The organism is Parajatrophihabitans canadensis (genome assembly GCF_053764775.1).
On the sequence record NZ_CM132445.1, the window covers coordinates 2,056,214 to 2,076,228 of the forward strand.

Annotated in this window: 19 protein-coding genes and 1 tRNA gene; 14 read left to right on the forward strand and 6 right to left on the reverse strand. The window is 62.1% G+C overall.

The window, feature by feature from the left end; genetic code table 11:
• Nucleotides 1-36: 36 nt before the first annotated feature.
• Genes ACSMXN_RS10080 through nudC form a run of 3 tightly spaced genes read left to right on the forward strand, consistent with a single transcriptional unit; the run spans nt 37 to nt 3,777 of the window.
• Nucleotides 37-1,374, forward strand: a complete 1,338-nt coding sequence (locus ACSMXN_RS10080; RefSeq protein ID WP_022912528.1) for an insulinase family protein — start codon at nt 37-39, stop codon at nt 1,372-1,374.
• On the forward strand, nt 1,371-2,801 hold the full coding sequence (locus ACSMXN_RS10085) for a M16 family metallopeptidase (protein ID WP_022912529.1): 1,431 nt from the start codon (nt 1,371-1,373) through the stop codon (nt 2,799-2,801). The genes ACSMXN_RS10080 and ACSMXN_RS10085 overlap by 4 nt, the downstream gene beginning before the upstream one ends.
• A complete protein-coding gene (gene nudC, locus ACSMXN_RS10090; protein ID WP_022912530.1) occupies nt 2,794-3,777 on the forward strand; it encodes an NAD(+) diphosphatase in 984 nt (327 codons plus the stop codon). The genes ACSMXN_RS10085 and nudC overlap by 8 nt, the downstream gene beginning before the upstream one ends.
• Before the next feature lie 54 nt (nt 3,778-3,831).
• Here nudC and ACSMXN_RS10095 read toward each other — a convergent pair whose 3' ends face one another.
• Nucleotides 3,832-4,506: a uridine kinase gene (locus ACSMXN_RS10095; protein WP_022912531.1), complete on the reverse strand. Its 675-nt coding sequence runs from the start codon at nt 4,504-4,506 to the stop codon at nt 3,832-3,834.
• Nucleotides 4,503-4,751, reverse strand: coding sequence for a mycoredoxin (locus ACSMXN_RS10100; RefSeq protein ID WP_022912532.1), 249 nt, complete (start codon nt 4,749-4,751; stop codon nt 4,503-4,505). The genes ACSMXN_RS10095 and ACSMXN_RS10100 overlap by 4 nt, the downstream gene beginning before the upstream one ends.
• A 90-nt stretch (nt 4,752-4,841) precedes the next feature.
• On the opposite strand from ACSMXN_RS10100, the gene ACSMXN_RS10105 reads away from it, so the two are divergent.
• The 5 genes from ACSMXN_RS10105 to ACSMXN_RS10125 all read left to right on the forward strand — a co-directional run bounded on the left by ACSMXN_RS10105 (nt 4,842) and on the right by ACSMXN_RS10125 (nt 8,753).
• Nucleotides 4,842-4,973: a hypothetical protein gene (locus ACSMXN_RS10105; RefSeq protein WP_022912533.1), complete on the forward strand. Its 132-nt coding sequence runs from the start codon at nt 4,842-4,844 to the stop codon at nt 4,971-4,973.
• Complete coding sequence (locus ACSMXN_RS10110; protein ID WP_022912534.1) at nt 4,960-7,035, forward strand: UvrD-helicase domain-containing protein; 2,076 nt, start codon at nt 4,960-4,962, stop codon at nt 7,033-7,035. Before ACSMXN_RS10105 ends, ACSMXN_RS10110 begins: the two co-directional genes overlap by 14 nt.
• A 264-nt stretch (nt 7,036-7,299) precedes the next feature.
• Entirely contained in the window at nt 7,300-7,485 is a 186-nt protein-coding gene (locus tag ACSMXN_RS10115; protein WP_022912535.1) for a hypothetical protein, read from the forward strand.
• A 278-nt stretch (nt 7,486-7,763) separates the two neighbouring features.
• Nucleotides 7,764-8,051, forward strand: a complete 288-nt coding sequence (locus ACSMXN_RS10120) for a WhiB family transcriptional regulator (RefSeq protein WP_051148820.1) — start codon at nt 7,764-7,766, stop codon at nt 8,049-8,051.
• Nucleotides 8,052-8,561: 510 nt separating this feature from the next.
• A complete protein-coding gene (locus ACSMXN_RS10125) occupies nt 8,562-8,753 on the forward strand; it encodes a hypothetical protein (RefSeq protein WP_022912538.1) in 192 nt (63 codons plus the stop codon).
• Between the two features lie 33 nt (nt 8,754-8,786).
• Here the strand turns inward: ACSMXN_RS10125 and ACSMXN_RS10130 are convergent, their stop codons facing one another.
• Both ACSMXN_RS10130 and ACSMXN_RS10135 read right to left on the reverse strand, forming a co-directional pair.
• Entirely contained in the window at nt 8,787-10,097 is a 1,311-nt protein-coding gene (locus ACSMXN_RS10130) for an ABC1 kinase family protein (protein ID WP_027139256.1), read from the reverse strand.
• A complete protein-coding gene (locus ACSMXN_RS10135) occupies nt 10,094-11,245 on the reverse strand; it encodes a thiamine biosynthesis protein ThiF (protein ID WP_022912540.1) in 1,152 nt (383 codons plus the stop codon). The genes ACSMXN_RS10130 and ACSMXN_RS10135 overlap by 4 nt, the downstream gene beginning before the upstream one ends.
• A 342-nt stretch (nt 11,246-11,587) precedes the next feature.
• Between ACSMXN_RS10135 and ACSMXN_RS10140 the strand changes: the two genes are divergently transcribed.
• Nucleotides 11,588-12,205 (forward strand): M48 metallopeptidase family protein, encoded by a 618-nt coding sequence (locus ACSMXN_RS10140; RefSeq protein ID WP_022912541.1) that lies wholly within the window; start codon nt 11,588-11,590, stop codon nt 12,203-12,205.
• Here ACSMXN_RS10140 and ACSMXN_RS10145 read toward each other — a convergent pair.
• Nucleotides 12,136-13,527, reverse strand: coding sequence for a zinc-dependent metalloprotease (locus tag ACSMXN_RS10145; RefSeq protein ID WP_022912542.1), 1,392 nt, complete (start codon nt 13,525-13,527; stop codon nt 12,136-12,138). The genes ACSMXN_RS10140 and ACSMXN_RS10145 overlap by 70 nt on opposite strands.
• A gap of 121 nt (nt 13,528-13,648) precedes the next feature.
• Here ACSMXN_RS10145 and ACSMXN_RS10150 point away from each other — a divergent pair, with 121 nt between their 5' ends.
• On the forward strand, nt 13,649-13,885 hold the full coding sequence (locus tag ACSMXN_RS10150) for a hypothetical protein (protein WP_022912543.1): 237 nt from the start codon (nt 13,649-13,651) through the stop codon (nt 13,883-13,885).
• 10 nt (nt 13,886-13,895) lie between these two features.
• On the forward strand, nt 13,896-14,924 hold the full coding sequence (locus ACSMXN_RS10155; protein WP_022912544.1) for a S16 family serine protease: 1,029 nt from the start codon (nt 13,896-13,898) through the stop codon (nt 14,922-14,924).
• A gap of 11 nt (nt 14,925-14,935) precedes the next feature.
• Here the strand turns inward: ACSMXN_RS10155 and ACSMXN_RS10160 are convergent, their stop codons facing one another.
• Entirely contained in the window at nt 14,936-15,508 is a 573-nt protein-coding gene (locus tag ACSMXN_RS10160; RefSeq protein WP_022912545.1) for a PPA1309 family protein, read from the reverse strand.
• 177 nt (nt 15,509-15,685) lie between these two features.
• Between ACSMXN_RS10160 and ACSMXN_RS10165 the strand changes: the two genes are divergently transcribed.
• The 3 genes from ACSMXN_RS10165 to ACSMXN_RS10175 all read left to right on the forward strand — a co-directional run bounded on the left by ACSMXN_RS10165 (nt 15,686) and on the right by ACSMXN_RS10175 (nt 19,972).
• Entirely contained in the window at nt 15,686-18,658 is a 2,973-nt protein-coding gene (locus ACSMXN_RS10165) for a UPF0182 family protein (RefSeq protein WP_051148805.1), read from the forward strand.
• A gap of 96 nt (nt 18,659-18,754) precedes the next feature.
• A tRNA-Met gene (locus ACSMXN_RS10170) sits at nt 18,755-18,828 on the forward strand.
• A 397-nt stretch (nt 18,829-19,225) separates the two neighbouring features.
• Nucleotides 19,226-19,972 (forward strand): TetR/AcrR family transcriptional regulator, encoded by a 747-nt coding sequence (locus ACSMXN_RS10175; protein ID WP_081649015.1) that lies wholly within the window; start codon nt 19,226-19,228, stop codon nt 19,970-19,972.
• Nucleotides 19,973-20,015: the final 43 nt, after the last annotated feature.

Here is a 20,015-nt window from a genome sequence, read left to right on the forward strand (position 1 = left end):
CGGTGACGAGTCCAAAGGACTGACTAGGGTAGGAACGTGGCCAACATCAAGTCAGGGGGCGCATCGACTGCCCCCGCGCAGGGATTTCGCGCACCGTCGTTCGAACTCGTCCATCACACGCTCGGTAACGGCCTTCGGGTCGTGATCTCGCCGGACCGTAGCGCGCCCGTCGTCGGCATCGCCGTCTTGTACGACGTTGGCTTTCGATCTGAGCCGCAAGGGCGGACGGGCTTTGCGCACTTGTTCGAACATCTGATGTTCCAGGGCTCGGCAAATCTCGAGAAACTGGAGCACTTCCGATACGTGCAAGCCTCAGGCGGAATGTTCAATGGCAGCACGCATCTTGACTACACGAACTATTTCGAGATGCTGCCATCCAACGCATTCGAACGCGGTCTCTTCCTCGAGGCCGACCGTATGCGCTCTCCCCGGATTACCGAAGAGAACCTCGCCAATCAGATCTCTGTCGTGAAGGAAGAGATTCGGGTCAACGTGCTCAACCGACCGTACGGCGGATTTCCTTGGCTCGTCCTCCCCCCAGTGCTGTTTGACACTTTCCCTAATGCGCACAACGGTTACGGAGGGTTCGAGGATCTCCAGAATGCAACCGCCGAAGACGCCGCCGCGTTCTTCGACAGTTACTACGCGCCCGCCAATGCTGTCCTCGGCGTGGCCGGGGATATTGATCCCGACAACGCGATCGAACTGATCGAACGTCATTTTTCCGGTATCCGTCGGCGAAAGAAGCCGGTGCGACAAGACTTCGGTGAACCCGGGCTGAGCAGCGAACGTCGCGAGACGGTTACCGATGCCCTTGCGCCCATGCCCGCGGTGGCGCTCGGCTATCGAGTGCCGAACCCAGGATCGGACTTGCACCGCTACCTCTCGAACCTGCTGCTCGCCGAGATACTTTCTGACGGCGACGCATCGCGATTGCAGCGCAGCCTCGTGCAGTCGAAACGTCTTGTAACCGACGTTGCCGCGTATCTCGGGACCTTCGGTGACCCTTTGGAAGAACGCGATCCCACCCGGCTCAACGTCACTGCGCATTTCAGCGATGCGTCCTCGACAGACAAGGTCATTGCCGCAGTGGATGAGGAGTTCGACCGTATCGCGAACAACGGCACCGAGGCCGGCGAACTCGATCGGGTACGGACCAAGTTTGCCGCGACCATCTTCCGCGAACTCGACCAGGTTCTCAACCGGAGCTTGGAATTCGCCAAGTTCGAGATGCTCTTCGGCAAGGCGTCCCTGATCCTGGGGCTGCCCACCTTGTTGGCCGAGATTACCGATGCAGACATTCGTGCTGCCGCCGCAGATCTCGCACCGTCCAGCCGAGCCGTTGTCGAACTCATTCCAGGAGCAGGTAAATGAGCCCGGCAAACGCAACCTCTCAGACGGCCGAGTCGGCACCGAACACCTCACCGCGAAACGGAGCACGGGGTTCGGGTCGTCATTCGGTACCTTTGCCGGTGCCCCCGCTGGCTAAACCCGCCAAACCGAAACGCATCACGACCGCCGAGCGCACGTTGGAGTCCGGCCTTCGCGTTGTCGTGGCACGGCGGCCGTCGGTTCCGATGGTCGAGGTTCGTCTCCGCGTTCCGTTTCTTTCAGCGAAGCCACATCATCTGGCCCGTTCAGCGCTGCTGTCCGACACGATACTGACGGGTACTGCAAGGTATGACCGCAACTCACTTGCCGTCGCGTTGCAGGAGCTCGGCGGAGATCTGTCCGTCGGATTGGACGCAGATCGCTTATTGCTGTCGGCATCTGCGCTGTCGACGAAGCTTCCCGATCTGCTCAGGCTCTTCGCGGAAGTCCTCACGTCAGCCAGCTATCCAAAAGACGAGGTCGGTGGCGAGCGTGCACGCCTCGTCGAACGGATTACGCTAGCTCGATCACAGCCTGGCGTTATCGCCAACGAGGCCCTCGGCCAGCGTATGGCGCCGGGACATCCCTACGGCACATCACTGCCCGCTATCGCAGACGTCGAAGCGACCACAGCCGGCCAACTCAGATCGTTGCATTCGGATCTGATTCGACCGGATGGCGCGTTGCTCGTGATAGTTGGAGACGTCCTACCCTCGCGTGCGTTGGATTCGGTTGAGCGCATTTTCGGCGAATGGTCGGGAACTCAGGCCAAGCGGAAGGTGCCGGCGCTACCGGAACTCGACTTGGGGCCGTTGCTTATCGTCGACCGGCCGGGTTCCGTGCAGACCTCGCTGCGTTTCGGTGGCCACTCGCTTACGCGTGATGACGAGAGGTATCCAGCGCTGCAGCTGGCGAACCTGGCCTTTGGCGGCATGTTCTCGTCCCGCTGGGTCGAAAATATCCGTGAGGACAAGGGCTATACCTATTCGCCGAGGAGCTCGCTGGACCATTCGACCCTTGCCTCGTCGTTCACCGCATCCGCAGACGTAGCGACCGAGGTGACTGCTCCGGCAGTCGTCGAGACGCTCTACGAACTGGGCCGCATTTCGTCGCTGCCCATAACCCAGGCGGAGCTGGATCTGAGTCGGCAGTACGCAATCGGGACGATGGCGCTCTCAGTGTCGACCCAGGCGGGCCTGGCGTCCACCCTGTCAGGCTTGCTTGGCGCCGGCTTGGATATCGAGTGGCTGACGCGACACCGCGAACGTCTGGCGGCCGCGACGATCTCGCAGGTGGCCGATGCCGCAGCCGAGTTCCTGGCGCCGCGCAAACTCATCGGTGTTGCCGTCGGCGATGCAGCCAGCATCGCGGGCCCGCTCAGCGCGGTCATTGATGTCACCGTGCAGGACGCCGACACCAGCGGTGGCTGACAGCGTAGCGGCGCGCCAGGTCGTGCCGGTGCCCGTGCCGGTGTTGTCCAGATCGGCGCATGACCGGATAGCCCACCGTCGAGGCGACGCCGAGTGGAACGACGCCGCGTGGTCTGCGCCCACGAGCCGAGTGCTTGTCCTGTCGGCGGCGTCGAGCATTCGTATGAGGTCGCCATCGTCGTTGTATCTCCGATCGCCAGGTGAAGTCACCGTCGAAGGTGACCGAGTGCTGCTCGGCGAAGCCGCAGGCGTCGTGTACTTCGCGGTGTTGGCGTACACGGCCGCGGCCACCGCCGAAGTAGACGCAGACTGGCGCGGGCTGCGCGACCTCGCGGTCGTACTCAACGACCTCGAGGTCGGCTTACTCACCGCCGCGACGGCACTGCAGGCCTGGCATCAGCGCCATACACATTGTCCGCGCTGCGGAGCTGTCACCGAGGTCGCCCAGTCGGGTTGGAGCAGAATCTGCCCGGCCGACAAATCCGAGCATTTTCCGCGGACCGATCCTGCCGTCATCATGTTGATTCGCGATGGTCAACAACGATGCCTTCTAGCGAGGTCGCCTCTCTGGCCGCCGGGACGACTGTCCGTGCTTGCCGGCTTCGTCGAAGCCGGCGAGTCGGCCGAGGCTGCAGTCGTTCGCGAGGTCGGTGAAGAGGTCGGCCTCAGAGTGCGCAATGTCGAATACTTCGCAAGCCAGCCCCATCCCTTCCCAGCGTCACTCATGCTCGGCTTCACCGCCGACACGGCCGGGGATTCGACCTTGATCCCGGACAACGACGAGATAGCAGAAGCTGGCTGGTTCACTCGCGAAGAGGTGCGCCGAGCGCGAGACTGGGGTGAGGAGTCGCTGGCTGAGACCGGCATTCTGCGTGCCCTGCCAGGGACGATGTCCATCGCACGGCAGCTGATCGATGCGTGGTTGGCCGAAGGCGAGAACGAGATTGCCTCGACGTCGCCGACGCGGCACGACTAGCAGCGTTCCTAGGCGATACGTTCCAAGCCCCAGACGTTCCAAGCCCCAGACGGATCACCGAACGAAGATCGCAGGGTGCTCCGGGTCGTCGTAACGCAAGACCACATCAGCTATGGAAACCGGGTCCACCTCGATGTCATAGCGATCCAGGGCGGGTAGCGTCCAGGCCCATTCAGCGGCAGTGCGCCTGATCCGTGCCTGTCGCGATACCCAGAAATGCACGGTCAGATCGAACGTCAAACCGATACCGAGCAGGAGCTCGCCGCTGAGTAGTAAGACGCCGTTCGCGGCCAGGCTGGCGGGCATGGCCCTACTGGAGCGGTTGGTAACCGGATCTCGCAGGGACGGCAGATACGTCGAGTCCGCAAGAGCGGCAGGGCGGTCACCGCCCAGGACAGAACGGCCGTCTCCTCCGCCAAGCGGGACCAGTACTTCGCGCTGCAGCGCGTTGACGTCCAACCAACCCGAATAGAACGATTCAAGATCGGTCTTGCCATATTCGAATCGCAACGAGGCATCACGATAAAAATTGCCGGCTTGCACGATCGCCGCCGGGGTGCCGGCCGCGATAAGGCCCTGTGCAACTCCTCCGACCAGCGCACTAGTCTCTGCGCATCGCGGAGCATCGAAACCGAACCGTAGCGGGTGCGAGCCGGGGTGCCTCGAGATGGCGAGGTCGACCAACTGTGCGACCAGATGCTGGGGTGAGATCGGGTGAAAGCGGGTCACGCCAACGCTGCGAGCTTTTCCTTGATCTGCGCCACCGTGGGGTTTGTCAGGGCCGAACCGTCTGCGAATTCGAGTGTCGGGACGGTTTGATTGCCGCCGTTGACCTCCATGACACGGACGGCTGCGTTCTCGTCCTGCTCGATGTTGACCTCTGCGAACGTGATGCCAGCCTGCTCGAGGCCCTTCTTCAGTCGCACGCAGTAACCGCACCAGGAGGTCGTGTACATCGTGAACTGCGCGCTCATTGGCCCTCATTCATCGTCTCGTTTGGTGCGCGCATCGCACCAACTGGAGCGGGTGGCGCTCCTAGTCAATTCAACAGGGTAAGTGACGGAATGTTCCCACTGGCCGAAACTGTCACCGAAGCTTGGCAAGATGGGGTGGGTGAGCTCCCGCCGCACGACATCGACCAGTACGGCATCGACCAGTACGGCATCGACCAGTACGGCATCTGTGGCAGCTACTAACCCCCCAGCGACGGGTGGGCACGTAGGTAACGCGGGGCGGCCCGAGACGGCAGAGCAGCTGTTGGCTGGGCTCGACCCGGAGCAACGAGCGGCCGCGGTGGCCGTGCACGGTCCGGTCTGCATCTTGGCTGGGGCCGGTACCGGCAAGACGAGGGCGATCACTCACCGGATCGCATATGCGGTACGCACGGGGGCCGTTCCCGCGGACGCCGTCTTGGCCGTGACTTTCACTGCGAGGGCGGCGGGGGAGCTACGTACGCGCCTGCGATCCCTTGGGGCTGGCGGAGTACAGGCGCGCACGTTTCATGCCGCCGCGCTGCGCCAGCTCAACTATTTCGCGCCTCAGATTCTGGGCGGACCGATGCCCGACGTGAGCGACAGCCCGATCCGGTGGATCGTGCAGGCCACCAACCGGCTCCGGTTGCGTGCTGACCGCGCCGAGCTTCGGGACCTGGCGAGCGAGATCGATTGGGCCAAGTCATCCCTGGTTTCGCCGAGCGAGTATGTGGCCGAAGCGGCGAGGGCCAATCGCGGCATTTCGCTGACTCCTGCGAAGGTCGCGGAGGTGTACTCCGGCTACGAGGAGGCCAAGCGTCGCAACAATGAGATCGACTTCTCTGATCTCTTGTTGATCATGGCCGGGGCGCTGGAAGAAAACGATCAGGTTGCCCGAAAAGTTAGAGCCCAGTACCGATATTTCGTGATCGACGAGTACCAGGATGTGTCGCCGATTCAGCAACGTCTGCTCTCGGCGTGGCTGGGCGAGCGCGATGACATCTGCGTTGTCGGTGATGCCAACCAGACCATTTACTCCTTCGCTGGTGCCCAGCCTTCCTACCTACTCGACTTCGCGGAGCGTTACCCCGACGCCACCGTCGTCCGCTTGGAGCGCGACTACCGCTCGACCCCGCAGATCGTCGAGCTGGCCAACCGGTTGATAGGTGGCGCGCCGCGCGAGGCCATGTCGCGCCTCAGTTTGATCGGTCAACGACCGGACGGACCGAAGCCGACCTTCTCCGAGCACGATGATGAGGTGGCCGAGGCTGCTGCGGTCGGCGCACAGGTGAAACGCCTCGTCGACGGCGGGACGCCGGCCTCCGAAATAGCGATCCTGTTTCGGATCAATGCGCAATCAGAGGTTTACGAGCAGGCCTTGTCGAGCCTCGGAATTGCCTACGTGTTGCGTGGTGGGGCCAGGTTCTTCGAGCGAGCCGAGGTTCGTCAGGCAGTTGTCTTGCTCCGGGGCGCTGCTCGCGCAGACGATGGCGAGGTAAGTCTGCCGGAGGCCGTCGCGGAGGTTCTGAGCTCAGTCGGGTGGAATGCCGACCACCCGCCGGACGGCGGAGCGGCGCGCGAACGGTGGGAGTCACTTGCGGCCCTGATGAGCCTCGCGGACCAGCTATTGATCGATCAGCCCACGGCCCGTCTCGACGAGTTCAACGCCGACCTGGAGCAGCGAGCGGCCGCGCAACATGCGCCGACGGTCCAGGGCGTCACGCTTGCCTCGCTGCACTCGGCGAAGGGTCTCGAGTGGGACGCCGTCTTTCTGGTCGGGCTCGCGGATCAGACGATTCCCATCCAGCACGCCACCACTGCCGACCAGCTCGCGGAGGAGCGGCGGTTGCTCTATGTCGGGATCACCCGTGCTCGGGAGTCCCTCGCGCTGTCGTGGGCTTTGGCACGCAACCCCGGGCAGGCACGACGGCGCCGGCCCAGCCGCTTTCTCGATGGCCTGCGCCCCAGCGCCAGCCCGGCTACGGCTAGAGCGTCATCAGAAGCTGCATCGGCCCGCAAGCGTTCCAAGGTCGTGCCGCAGTCCGAGGACGCAGCCACCTTCGGTCGGTTGCGAGCATGGCGAAAGAAGCAGGCAGACGCGCAGGGTGTTCCTGCCTACGTCGTATTCTCAGACGCAACGTTGGTCGCTATTGCTGACAGAAATCCCGCGGATGAACGAGCGTTGGCAACAATTGCTGGGGTGGGCCCGACGAAACTCGAGCGCTACGCGGTGCCCGTTTTAGCCGTGCTCTCGGGACAGGATCCTGAGCCGGTCGAGGTTGAATAAGTTGCGGAAGCAACAACATCTCCTGGCCCTGTTTCGCCTTTAATCACATGATGTTCTGCCGACCCGTCGGGCGAGCGGGCGGATCTCGCTCGCCCGTCCGCAGGCATCGAACATGACATCCGTCAGCAATTTTCAGCCAATCTCGGAAAATGAATTGTGCACCTTGCGCCTGGTCCGATAGCCTCGCGTGCACACGAGAAAATACATCGCGCCTGAGCAGCCGTTCAGCTGAGCTTGCGCCTAGACCTTCGAAGGAGGTGCCGAATGTTCACGAACACGACCTACATCGCAGTCGCGGAGATCCCGGCTGCCTTCTCTGCTGTCTCGGCGCTCATCGTTTCGGCATTCGAGGCCGCCCAGGTCAAGCCAGCAAACCACCGCGGTAGCGCTGCCGGAATGACCGACGTCGATTTCGGTTGGGTCCGCCATCCTCGAGGGATACCACTCTGACCAGCTCAGAGCGAAACCCTCGAGGCCGCGGATTCCCGATACCGGGAACCGCGGCCTTTGTCATTCCCGTATCAAATGTATCGCCGGATGCAGAAGGAACTACCGCCATCGAGGTTCACGACATCGACACTCAACGACACCGCACCGACACCGACACCGACACCGACACCGAAAAGCTATTGGAACAAGGAGGTTGACCCGACGTGTATGCCACTCCGTTGCTGATCGAGCAGGAGGAACAGCCGCGGGTTGCGGCCACAACCCCGGCTGCGATCTCGATTTGTGAAGACCTGATCCCTGTAGTTGACCCCGCATTCGGCGCTGACATCGACGACTTACCCTGCCGTGTACTGGATGCAGACCTATGGTTTGCAGACACTCCAGCTGATCTCGAGCAAGCCAAAGCGCACTGCGTTGAGTGCCCGGTGCGCGCCGGTTGTCTCGCGGGCGCGCTTGACCGTCGCGAACCCTGGGGCGTTTGGGGTGGCGAGATCTTCGAACAGGGCACCGTGATTGCGCGTAAGCGGCCGCGAGGTCGTCCGCGTAAGAACGAGGTCGCCGCATGATCGCCGTTGCGGGCACCGCTGACGCCGGTCATGCGGGGATCGAGGGATTACCTCTGATCTACCTGCCAGCTGACACATCAATGTCGAACGAACTAAACAACTTTCCAAGGAGAATCGAAATGTACTGCCAGAGCGAAGCGATCGCGCGTGAACGAATACGCGAGCGGCTGAAGGATGCGGCCAACCGGAGACTGGCGAGTGAGGTTGCCTCGGTACAGATGTGGCAACGAATCGCGGCATATTGCACACGGCGAGCATCGCGTTCGCAGCGTCGGTTGTCGGAACATTCGGGTGCCGCCAACTATGACCTCGCCGGCTAACCGGGCGGGATCATCGTGAGGTCGAAAACGTCGGGAGGGTGTGTGCAGGACGAGGCAACGGCCGCGTTCTGCCGCCCTCCCGACGTCGTCGTGTCACAAGAATTGACGCCACATACGTTGTGACAAGCAGCGTTCGTTCGCGAGTGCCACCCAGATCGCGATCGAGTCCCGCTGGTGGTCAAATAGCCTTATGGAGGAAGTTATTTGCCAGCTCTGCGGCATCGTGGCTGCCACGGCTCGCGGGTCGGAGGATGTAAGCGCCGCGATCCTGCTGACCTGGGTGATGAACCGCGATTCCGGCCGCGTTCGCTGGACCTGCCCCGAATGCGCCGCGACAAACGTCCGTGCCATCGAAGCAAAACTCGATCCGGAGTGGTGGTAGGCGGTCCACTCAGAGCCTGGCCTCGGTTCGCTGTCAGGCTTTGAAACCGGGTTGCCAGACTTCGGCAATCTCTCGGTATGGCGCGGTGGCACCGAGCTGACATAGAACCCCGATAGAACCAAGAGTGACCCGGTGCAGCAATAAGTACTCGGGCGGCAGGTTGAGCATTCGGCCCACGCGCGCGGCCTCGCTGCGCGGGTCGCCGATGCGTTGTGCTTGCTCCCTCATCCAATCCCGCGTGAAGCTGAACTCCGGTTTGGCTAATGGATCAAGGATCGGACGTAGATACTCCATCACCTTGGCCGCATCGATCTTCACGCCAGGTCGGATAAAGTTCTCGGCTTGCATCGCCGCGACGACCGCGTCAACATCGCCTTCCAAGACAAGGCGGGTAATTCGGCCCAGAGGTTCGGGTGTGCCGTTGGGCAGCCGCGCGACCGCGCCGAAGTCCAGAACACCAAGCCTGCCGTCAGACATCAATCTGAAATTTCCCGGATGCGGGTCCGCGTGAAGCAGACCGCATCGCTGTGGCGCAGAGAAATGCAACAACGCCAGTCGCATGCCGGCAGCATTGCGCTGTTCCTGGGTGCCTGTGGCGATGATCGATGAAAGCGGAGTTCCCTCAAGCCATTCGCTGACGATCACTCGGGGAGCGCTCGCCACCACCCGAGGAACCGCAATATCGGGGTCGCCGTTGTATGCCTGGGCGAACCGTCGCTGCGAGTCCGCTTCGAGCGTGTAGTCCAACTCCTCGCTGACCCTCGCCTTCAGCTCGGCCAGTAACGGTTTGATGTCCATGCCGGGGGAGATCCGCCCGAAAAGCTTTGCGAAGCGGGAGAGCTGGTTGAAGTCGGCCATGAGAGCGGGGCCCGCACCTGGATATTGAATCTTCACTGCTACAGCTCTACCGTCGGCCCAAACAGCACGGTGGACCTGCCCAATCGATGCGGCAGCAGCAGGGTCGTCATCGAAAGACGAAAATCGTGATCGCCAGGATCGCCCGAACTGCTCGTCGAGGACTCGGTGCATGACCGACGCTGCCATCGGTGGTGCGGCTTCCTGCAGCTTGGTCAGGGCCGCGCGGTAGGGGGCAGCGGCGTCTTCAGGTAGAGCTGCCTCGAACACGGACAGTGCCTGCCCGAACTTCATGGCACCGCCCTTTAGCTGGCCGAGAACCGCAAACAGTTGGTCGGCCGTCCGCTGCGCAAGGTCGGCCTGGACCTCCTCCGATGAGTGCCCAGCGAGGCGTTTCCCCAGGCCGACGGTCGCTCGACCGGCGACGCCCAGGGGGAGTTTGGCCAGCTGTGCCGACCTGGCCATGCCACGCTGCGGGATGTCACTCATCGAAGGCTCACGTGTCCATTCTGGCCTGCCCTGACCATTTTTGCCGACGCCCCGCAGTCACAGGCGTGGTGAGGGGGCCAGGATCGGCGTCTGAGGCGCCAATCGGGCAGCTGCCATTCCAGCGTGCCTTCGACCGTTGCTGGGTGCTGCCGATCCAAATACGCCAGCGCCTGGCTTGCAGTAAGACCTGCGGTCGCGACACACAAGGCAACGTCTGAGGACCTTCGGCGTTTAGGCAGCCCGGAGAGCTGGACCGCTAGCGCGGGCCAGGCTGGGTCGCGCTCGGTTCGATGGAGATCTGCGCATCGCAGGCAGCTGGTCACGCCAGGCAGTACCAAGGGCCCGACGATCGCTCGTAGGCCTGACACCTCCGCGGATAGATGGGCCAAGCCGTCCAAATGCAGGCTGGCGCGGACCGCAGAATCGATCGGGCCCGGATCGGTCAGGACGACGAGGTCGGCCCTGCGGTCATAGGGGATTGGCGTCGTGTCGACATCTGGCGCGGCTCGGCGAATCGCGTCCGCCGCGGCCGCGCCGAATCTGCGTCCCTCATCGGATGGCGCCAGCCCGCCAGGACAGGCGTCCGCTGCGCTCACGTCGCCACCGTTCACCAGCTGAACCCAACCCACTCCGGCGGCCGCCAGGGTGGCAGCGATGCTCACCGCGAGGCGCGAGGTGCCGTGGACGGCGATCGCAGTCTCGTGCCGCGCCATCAACACTGACCGTGCGTCGGACCCGATAGCCCCCGTCAAAGCGGAGAGGTCGGGCAGTAGATGCGCTGGCTCCGCGTGCTCCTGATCGAGGACATCCAGACGCGTTGAGCTGCGGGACATGAATCCGGATCGATCCAATACTCGCCGTAGATCCGAGAGCTCCGGTTCGCACTCCTGAGCTGGGTCGACGTTGGATACGGCGGATGCGGGGGATACGGAACTACCTCGAGGGGAGACCCGCCGGGCGGGCATCAAAGCAAGCAGCTGTTCGGTTCCCACATTCTCCACCACAATTCGACGCGGTCCGAGTTCGAGCTGGACGGTATTCGCTCCGCGCCACAGGACGGCAACGGATTCGTTGATTCGCATCTTCTGCTCGGGGCGAGTGTTGCCGTCCGCGTACCGGTTATCGCTGGCTCGCGATGATCTGCTCATGACTGCAGACAGTCGCACAAATGGTTCTGCGACGAGCGACGTTGTCCACAGACAGCAATTTAACCCTCAAGCCCACGTCCACACTTGTGGAGGCGGTTGTGGATAACCTGCGGATGACGAGCGCTTGCGGAGGAATTTTCGGTGGAAAACTTGTGGACGGAGGTGTGGAAGGCTCCTGATCGCCGTATGATGCTCGATCACGTTGCGTGATTAATCGGCTTTTGGAGTGAGACGCTAAGTAACCGCCACGGCGACATAGTCGAGTTCGGATGGCACTCATCGGCCGGTCACAGCCGCAAGCGTCGGCATCAGGATGTCGTTGCGAGGCTCTAGTCTGCTCCCATGCCCGATGTCGATCCGCTCATTGCCCCACGGCTGCCAAATGTCCCGGCTGAGTCCGTCGAGGTCAGGCGCAGTGCTCGGCGACGTCGGACGGTTTCGGCGTATCGGGACGGCGACCGCATCGTCGTGCTCGTGCCCGCACGACTGAGCAAGGCCAGGGAACAGGAACTCGTAGCCGAGATGGTCGAGCGGGTAACGAAGCGAGAAACGGTACTTGCCAGTCGTGGCCCGCGGGCAAGTGACACAGCGCTTGCCTCGCGTGCGAGTCAGCTTTCGTCCGAATATCTGGATGCTCGAGCGCGCCCTACCAGCGTGCGGTGGGTGCGGAATATGGAGCACCGGTGGGGTTCCTGCACGCCTTCGGACGGGACCATCCGGTTGTCACACCGCCTGCAGCCGATGCCGGCCTGGGTTATCGACTATGTGCTGATGCACGAATTGAGCCATCTACTCGAATCTGGTCACGGTCCTCAGTTCTGGGGATTGGTCGACCGTTTCCCACGGACCGAGCGAGCACGCGGCTTCCTCGAGGGCGTCTCGACCGCTGCTCAGCTTTCGGGTTTGTCCGATTGCGGTGCCTCGCCGGAAGACTCGCCGTCTGCGGATTCGCTGTTCTGAGCCGAGTCGCCCGGTCCAGAGTCGCCCGGTCCGGAGCCGCTAGAACCGGAGTCGCTTGGTCCGGAGTCGCTTGGTCCGGCGTCGGCAGGTCCAGCCTCGGTTGCGAGCTTGGCGAGTTCGTCGAAAGTTGACCTGTCTGCCTCCGACATCGTCCCGTACATCGCTGCGAAGGCATTCGGATCGTCTAGGTCGTCGGCGGTAGGGAGTAGATCAGGATGATTCCACAAGCCGTCGCGAACCGAGGCGCCGTGCCGATCCGTCATGGCAAGCCAGAGTGACGCAGCTTCACGTAAGCGTCGCGGGCGCAGTTCCAAGCCAACGAGTGTCGCGAACGTTTGCTCGGCCGGGCCGCCTGAGGCCCTACGACGCCGGACAGCTTCGGACATCGCTTGCGATCCCTGCATGCGGTCTCCCGCTGCATGACTGACGATGTTGTCGACCCATCCTTCGATGAGCGCCAACAGCGTCTCCAGCCGCCGCAGAGCGATGTTCTGAGCGGGCGTGTTCTGCGGTTCGAACAGGCCGCCGGATAGCGCGCTCTGCAAGGACTCAGGGTTGGTCGGATCAATCTCGTTGAGCGCCGCCGAGATTGCTTCGGGATCAATTGAGATGCCACGGCCGTACGCATCTACGGCTTCGATCAGTTGCTGGCGCAACCAGGGCACATGACCGAACAGGCGTTGGTGCGCCGCCTCGCGCAACGCCATGAAAAGCCTGACCTCATCGCGAGGTCGACCAAGACCGTCCGCTAACGCCTCGACGTTTGCGACCACCAGCGCGCCAGTGCCGGGAGGGCCGAGCGGCAAGCCGACGTCGGTTGCGGACACGACTTCACCGGCCAAGGCGGCCAGCCCCTGCCCGAGTTGAGCGCCGAACATCAGGCCGCCGAGCTGCGACATCATGGGCGCCATCGGACCTGCTTGCGCGGCGACCTCGGGTGGGAGCGCACCGGACATGGCTGCGACGACCCGGCTGGCGACCGGATCGCACACCGCGGCCCAGGCTCCAATCGTCTTCTCGACCCAGTCGACCTGACTCCACGCCTGTGTTGTCGTGATTCCTGACGGTAGATCGGTCACACCATCAAGCCACAGGTCGGCCAGTCGCAGGGAGTCCGCGACCGCGCTCGAGTCCGCGGCGGTAACGCTTCGATGCCCGCTGGCAAGATTCGAGATCGCCAGCTGACGGGCAAGGTCCCAATTCACCGGGCCGCCGTCGCCGGCGAGCAGACGCTGCAACTCAGCAAATAGTGGGATCTTGCCTGCGATGTCGTCCGGATCACCGCCCGAGCCGGGACCGAATCCGAAGCCGAAGTCACTCATACCAGTCACGCTAGTGCTAACGAGCGCGAGGTGGGTGTCGTGCCCCGATTGGAATCAGCTTTCAGCGAAATCACGGCGCGCGTCCACGTCGCGCACGCGCTAAAGACCTACGGTGTCGAGCATGGCATGGGTGTGGTGGCTGCTTGCCCCGGTCTGCTCAACCGCAATCGGCGCGCTGGTGCTGTCATGGCGGGGGTGGACTGAGTGGCGTTCGAGTACCTTGCGCCCCGGTAACGCAATTGCGGAGCATCACGCGATCTTGGAAGCTCTCACTTCACAACACGGTGATGCAGTCGTCCCGGTGAATTTGATCCTGATACCGGCTCCGGCTGAGCAGAGCGAGCTCGCCGGCAGTTAGGGTGTCGGCAATGTCTCGACAGATAAGAACCCTGTTGATCGGCGCGGTGCTGGTGGTAGTTCTCGGCGTCGCGAGCTTTGGGCTGCGCGTGCCGTACGTGGTCTTGAGCCCAGGTCCAACGGTCAACACGCTTGGCCAGGACAGCGGTACCGACATCATTGCCATCAAGGGCCACCCGGTCTCGCCCACAACTGGCAATCTCAACTTGACGACGGTTTCTGTCGACACCCAGAACACGACGGTGATCGGCGCGTTGAAGGGTTGGCTTGCTCACGACCAGGTCGTCGTGCCCCACGACAGCGTGTACCCCCCTGGTCAGTCCCAAGAGCAAACGAACGCTCAGGACAAGCAAGACTTCATCGAGTCACAGGATTCTGCGATCGTCGCCGCGGCCTGTCAGCTGAACTTTCCGAAGGGCATCGGCGTCCTCGCTGTCAACCCAGATTCGGCGAACGTCAGCGTCCTGCAAGCAGGGGACCGCTTCGTCTCGTTCAACGGCGTTCCGGTGACCGACGACGCTGGTTTGAAGAAAGTGCTCGATTCGTTACCCGCGGGGTCCAAAGTACCTGCGGTGATCAGTCGCGCCGGTGTTGATACCAAGGTGACGTTGACGTTGTCGGCCCCGTCCGGGGCAAGCACCACCCCGCTGTTGGGGATCACGCTGACCGAGGGGTGCCTTCCTCCGTTTCAGGTCAACCTGGCACTTGCCGGCATCGGCGGTCCGTCGGCAGGCATGATGTTTGCCTTGGGCATCATCGACAAAATTGGCCACGATGACCTGACGCACGGCCGGTTCATCGCCGGAACGGGGACGATCGATCCGGACGGCAATGTCGGTCCAATCGGTGGAATTCAGCTGAAGATGCTTGGCGCGCGGCAGGACGGTGCGACGGTCTTCCTGGCGCCGGCGGGAAATTGTGCCGATGTTCGAGGAAACATCCCTGCTGGCCTGAACGTCATCAAGGTTTCCATGCTGTCTGATGCAATAAAGAGCTTGGACACTTTGAACGCGGGCGGGACAGATCTTCCCCGCTGCTGAGCGGCGGCAAATCAGTCGGACAGCGTGGCCGAGAGAGCCGCGGCTAGATTCGGCGCCAAATCGGTTCCGGTAAGTAGATCGTCCCCGGTTTCCGCACCCGGCACCGACCGCAACCGAAGAATGCACGCAGAGCGGCCGTCTCGAAGTACCGCCACCACAAGCCTTGCCTCCCGGCGTTGCGGATGATCGACTGCAACGTTGACTGCAGCGTCGATGGCCAGATCGTCCAACTCGCCCTCCACCGAAGGCGGCAACATCAGGATTTCCTGGCTGACCGCGCAACCGATCACCTCATCGGGCCAGCCGATCTGCGCCAGGACCTCGTCCAATGCGCCCTCCGGCAGGTCCTCTTGAGCGATCGGCGTTATCGCCGACTCATCGATTTCGGCGGGATCGATGGACGTTCCGTCTATAGAGAGCAACGCGGCAGCACCTGGATCGGCGGCCAGCGATCGCGTCGGTACGAGGGCAAATAGCAAGGGCGCGGAGTCCCAGCCCGCCTCATTCGCGAAGGCCTCGATCTCAGCCGCAACTGCTTCGAGCATGATGGAGGCTGCCGGAGCGGGATCGGAGCTGTGCGTCATGACTAGATGGTCGCATCCTGCGGAACCGCGGTTCGGCTCGGTACGTTGCTGATTTGAGGACGGCCTGCGCGTTGCGTAGGTCGGGAGTGGTCCTCCGGGTGGTTACGTGGGCGCGCCGTGTCGTGCGGCACATCGCGTCCCGCCGCTCAGAGGCCAGATGAGGAGAGCACTGTGGCCATGCGGCCTGAAATGCCCAGCATCAGGGTGTCGCGTCGCGGCAAGATCATCATCGGGGTGTTGATCTCGCTCTTCGTTCTGGTGTCCTTGCTGGGGTCAGCGGCCCGCGTGTACACCAACTGGCTGTGGTTCGGCGAGGTCAAGTATCGAGATGTCTTCTCAACGATTCTGTGGACCAGGGTTGTGCTGTTCCTGATCTTTGGCTTGGTTCTTGCTGTGGCCGTCGGCGCAAACGTGTTCCTGGCCTACCGAATGAGGCCGCCATTCCGCCCGATCTCTCAAGAGCAGGAAAATCTCGAGCGATACCGGGTGGTCTTGGAACCTCGCAAGCGGCCAATCTTCATCGTCCTCCTCGTAGCCCTGTTCATCGGAGCGGGAGCCTCCGCTCAGTCGAACTGGAAGATCTGGCAGCTATGGCGCCATGGCGTCTCCTTCGGTGTCAAAGATCCACAATTCCACCGCGACATCTCATTTTTCGCCTGGGACTACCCCGCGTATCGGGTACTGCTCGGTTTCGGCTTCAACATCGTCATTTTCTCGCTCATCCTCAGCCTGGCAGTGCACTATCTCTTCGGCGCGTTTCGGATCGCCACCCCCGGCCCGAAGCTGACAATCTCAGCTCGCCGTCATATCACCTTGTTGGTTTTCTTCTTTATCGCGCTGAAGGCTTGTGCGTACTGGCTGGACCGGTACGGCCTGGTATTTTCTGACCGCGGCAAGACGACAGGGGCGTCGTACACCGACGTTCACGCGACCTTGCCCGCGAAGACAATTCTGTTCTGGGTCGCCGTCTTGATCGCGCTGGCCGTCTTGGCCAGCCTGTGGCTCAAGAGTGCCATGATCGCCACGGTTTCGTTTATCGTGCTGCTCGTCTTGTCCATAGGTATCAACGGAATCTATCCCGCTCTGGTGCAGCAGCTCAGCGTCAAGCCGAACGCCAGCGACAAGGAAGCGCCCTATATCTCCCGGAACATCGCCGCCACCCGAGCCGCCTATGGCATTCAGACGACGACGAACGACGGTGCTGACGGCGGCACAGTCACCTACGATAGCTATAAGACGACGACAACCCCGAGCGTCAGTGCGCTGGTTCCCACGGATCCTACGGTCGCCAACCTTCGTATCCTGGACCCGAATGTGGTGTCGCCGACCTTCAGCAAATTTCAGCAATTGCGGAATCAGTACGGCTTTTCCGACAAGCTGGATATCGATCGCTATACCGTTGGTGGGCAGACTCAGGACTACGTCGTCGGGGTGCGGGAACTTGATCAGAGCAAGCTGACAGGCAATCAGACCAACTGGATCAACCAGCACACTTTCTACACGCATGGCTACGGATTCGTCGCCGCCGCCGCGAGCAGCGATGTGACGAATACCAAGGAGTTCACCGAAGGTGACATCCCGCCAACCGGTCCGCTCGACATGACTCAACCACAGGTCTACTACGGCGAGTTGTTACCCAACTACTCGATCGTCGGCGCCTCCGGAGCCCCCCGCGAGTATGACGGCGCAGACCAGAAGACGACCTATGCCGGCAGCGGCGGCATCTCCCTCGGAAACGTCGTGAATCGACTTGCATTTGCGGTGAAGTACCGGCAGGGAAACTTCTTGCTCAACGACGCGGCCAGCGCTAAGGGCGCCAAGATCATGTTCGATCGCGACCCACGGCAACGCGTCGAGAAGGTAGCGCCGTTCCTGACGGTTGATGGCGATCCCTACCCTGCTGTCATCGGCGGTCGGACCGTCTGGATGCTGGATGCCTACACAACAATGGCGAATTACCCTTATTCGCAACGAGAAACTTTGTCTGATCTGACGAGTGACTCGCTGACCGCGACGAACCGAACGGCCTCCCAGGCAAGTAGCCAGGTCAACTACATCCGCAACTCGGTAAAGGCAACGGTTGATTCCTACACCGGCGCTGTGACCTTGTATCAGTGGGATACCCAGGATCCGGTCCTCAAGTCATGGATGAAGGTCTTTCCGGGTGTGATCAAGCCCAAGGCCTCGATGCCGGCGGATGTGCAAGCGCACGTGCGTTACCCGCAGGATCTGTTCGAGGTCCAGCGGTCTCTGCTCGAGCAGTATCACGTCGACGATCCGCGCCAGTTCTACAACGTTGCGGACAAGTGGACTGTCCCCAACGACCCGAACCTGGACAACAGCGCGGCAGCGCAGCCGCCGTACTACGTACTGGCCAGTGCACCGGCCAGCGAGGGCGGCAAGGCGCAGTTCCAGCTGACTACGCCCATGAAGGTCAACAACAGTACTAACTTGGCCGCCTACATCACGGTCGATAGTGATCCTGGGCCTGATTACGGCAAGATGACGGTCCTACGGGTGCCGAGCAGCACCGTGATCCAGGGTCCGGAGCAGATCGCGAACACCTTCAAGTCGAATGCGACCATCTCGCAGAACCTGTCGTTGCTCGATCAGGGTGGATCGAGCATCATTCACGGAAACCTACTCACTCTGCCGATCGGTAACTCCTTCCTCTATGTGGAACCGTTGTACGTCCAATCCTCAGGAGCGCAGGGTTACCCAATTCTGCAGCGAGTGCAGGTTGCCTACGGTGACAAGATCGGTTATGCGGCGAACCTGAGTGATGCGCTGAAGAACCTCAGTCAGCCGATCGTAGGCCAACCCCTCGTTGGTATAAATGGTTCCGGCGGCCAGACGAGCGTGCCGCCAGCTAGCAGTTCACCGCCGACAAGCTCGGCACCGCCGACGTCGAGCGCCCCAATCGCGCCAGCTCAGCCGACCACCCCCGTCCCGTCCAACGTGAACGCGATATTGACTCAGCTCGATACCGCTCTCGCGGACCTCGAGAACGCATACAAGACCGGCAACTTCGCTGCGGTTGGCGCGGCGCAGGCGAAGGTTCAACAGTTGACCGACGCCTATATCAAGGCACGCGGTTCCTCGGCTCCTGCGACCTCTCCGAAGCCGATACCGTCGACTTCGCCCTCCTAGTAACTGGGGATTCCCGCCAAATCGGGGCTGGTCCACTGGTCGGACTGGTCCCGATTTGGATTGCGGGACATAGGCCTGTAATGTGATGTTTACCGACGCGGGGTGGAGCAGCTCGGTAGCTCGCTGGGCTCATAACCCAGAGGTCGCAGGTTCAAATCCTGTCCCCGCTACAACCGAAGTTGTTCGTCAGAACCAGCGCCTCAGGGCGTTGGTTCTTTCGTTTCTGCCCCATGCTCGAGACGCGAAGGATGTCGCGGTTGTCCTACCGTCCAGGTCGGGTGAAGCCCAATCCGGATCAGGGTCTGGCCAGCGACGGCTCCTTGAGCTCTGTTCGCGCGGGCCGACTCGATTCGGGAATGCAGGCGTCCGTCTATTCCCTCGGCCGCGGGTACTGCGCTCATCAAGCCGAGCTCATCTCGCATCTCTGCGGTCGGCATGCCAGGACTGGCGACGCAACGGTGCTGACCGGAGATGCGCCCTCAATATCTGTACAACCGAGCGATCGACATGTACGCCGTATAGTTGTCCCTGGTCTACGACGTATAACGCAGTCCCTGGGGAGCTTAGATGGTTTCATCGACTGAACGTAGTTCGGAAGGGATGCGCCAGCGACGGGAGCGAGGATCCATCCGACCCGACGATGTAGTCAGCGGCGCGTTCGCACTGTGCCAAATCGATAGCGTCGCGGCCCTGAGCATAACGAGGCTAGCTGAGCACCTCGATATGGGTGCCATGAGCGTCTATTGGCACTTCAAGAGCAAAGAAGGCCTGCTGCAAGCGATGAGGGCAGAGGCGTTTCTGAGGCTCGATGCGCGGTTGCCGGCGTTGAGCGGCCTTAGTTGGGAGGAGGACCTGCGTAGGTTCTTCAGCGACTTTCATACGATCTTGCGAAACGACGACGTGCTCTGTGACCTGACGATTATGCGTCGAGGGCCTTTGCCCGATAATACGATGTCGCTCATTGCGACGTGGGGGACAGAGCTCTCCGAGATCTTGATTGGTGCCGGCTTCGCTGCGGTTTCGGCGATGCACGCACTTGCTGGACTCGACGTCCACACGCGCGGGTGCCTGTTCATCGAGCGATCGGCACGACAACAACGAACCGACTCGAGTTACGCGCAAAATAGGCGCAAGCTGCTCAGCGACTTTCCGCTGCTCGCGTCGACCAGCCGGCCGCCGGGGGGCGAGCCTTATACCTCGTCCGCGATGAATCGGGCGGCCTTTGATTTCGGCCTGGAGAACTCCTTGAACGGACTGCGAGCACAACTGGCGATCGATCGAAAACTCGCTCGTAGCAGCAGACGAACGGCATAACACGGCCCGAGTCGGACGTGCCGCCGCCCAAGGCTCGGGAGAA

Bases quoted from the DNA above. Each gene is read 5' to 3' on its own strand.
- ACSMXN_RS10165 (WP_051148805.1), top strand. From the start codon at position 15,686: ATGCGGCCTGAAATGCCCAGCATCAGGGTGTCGCGTCGCGGCAAGATC.
- ACSMXN_RS10100 (WP_022912532.1), bottom strand. From the start codon at position 4,751: ATGAGCGCGCAGTTCACGATGTACACGACCTCCTGGTGCGGTTACTGC.
- ACSMXN_RS10130 (WP_027139256.1), bottom strand. From the start codon at position 10,097: ATGAGTGACATCCCGCAGCGTGGCATGGCCAGGTCGGCACAGCTGGCC.
- ACSMXN_RS10160 (WP_022912545.1), bottom strand. From the start codon at position 15,508: ATGACGCACAGCTCCGATCCCGCTCCGGCAGCCTCCATCATGCTCGAA.
- ACSMXN_RS10105 (WP_022912533.1), top strand. From the start codon at position 4,842: ATGTTCCCACTGGCCGAAACTGTCACCGAAGCTTGGCAAGATGGGGTG.
- ACSMXN_RS10145 (WP_022912542.1), bottom strand. From the start codon at position 13,527: ATGAGTGACTTCGGCTTCGGATTCGGTCCCGGCTCGGGCGGTGATCCG.
- ACSMXN_RS10155 (WP_022912544.1), top strand. From the start codon at position 13,896: ATGTCTCGACAGATAAGAACCCTGTTGATCGGCGCGGTGCTGGTGGTA.
- ACSMXN_RS10125 (WP_022912538.1), top strand. From the start codon at position 8,562: ATGGAGGAAGTTATTTGCCAGCTCTGCGGCATCGTGGCTGCCACGGCT.
- ACSMXN_RS10085 (WP_022912529.1), top strand. From the start codon at position 1,371: ATGAGCCCGGCAAACGCAACCTCTCAGACGGCCGAGTCGGCACCGAAC.
- ACSMXN_RS10150 (WP_022912543.1), top strand. From the start codon at position 13,649: ATGGCATGGGTGTGGTGGCTGCTTGCCCCGGTCTGCTCAACCGCAATC.
- ACSMXN_RS10135 (WP_022912540.1), bottom strand. From the start codon at position 11,245: ATGAGCAGATCATCGCGAGCCAGCGATAACCGGTACGCGGACGGCAAC.
- ACSMXN_RS10115 (WP_022912535.1), top strand. From the start codon at position 7,300: ATGTTCACGAACACGACCTACATCGCAGTCGCGGAGATCCCGGCTGCC.
- ACSMXN_RS10175 (WP_081649015.1), top strand. From the start codon at position 19,226: ATGGTTTCATCGACTGAACGTAGTTCGGAAGGGATGCGCCAGCGACGG.
- ACSMXN_RS10140 (WP_022912541.1), top strand. From the start codon at position 11,588: ATGCCCGATGTCGATCCGCTCATTGCCCCACGGCTGCCAAATGTCCCG.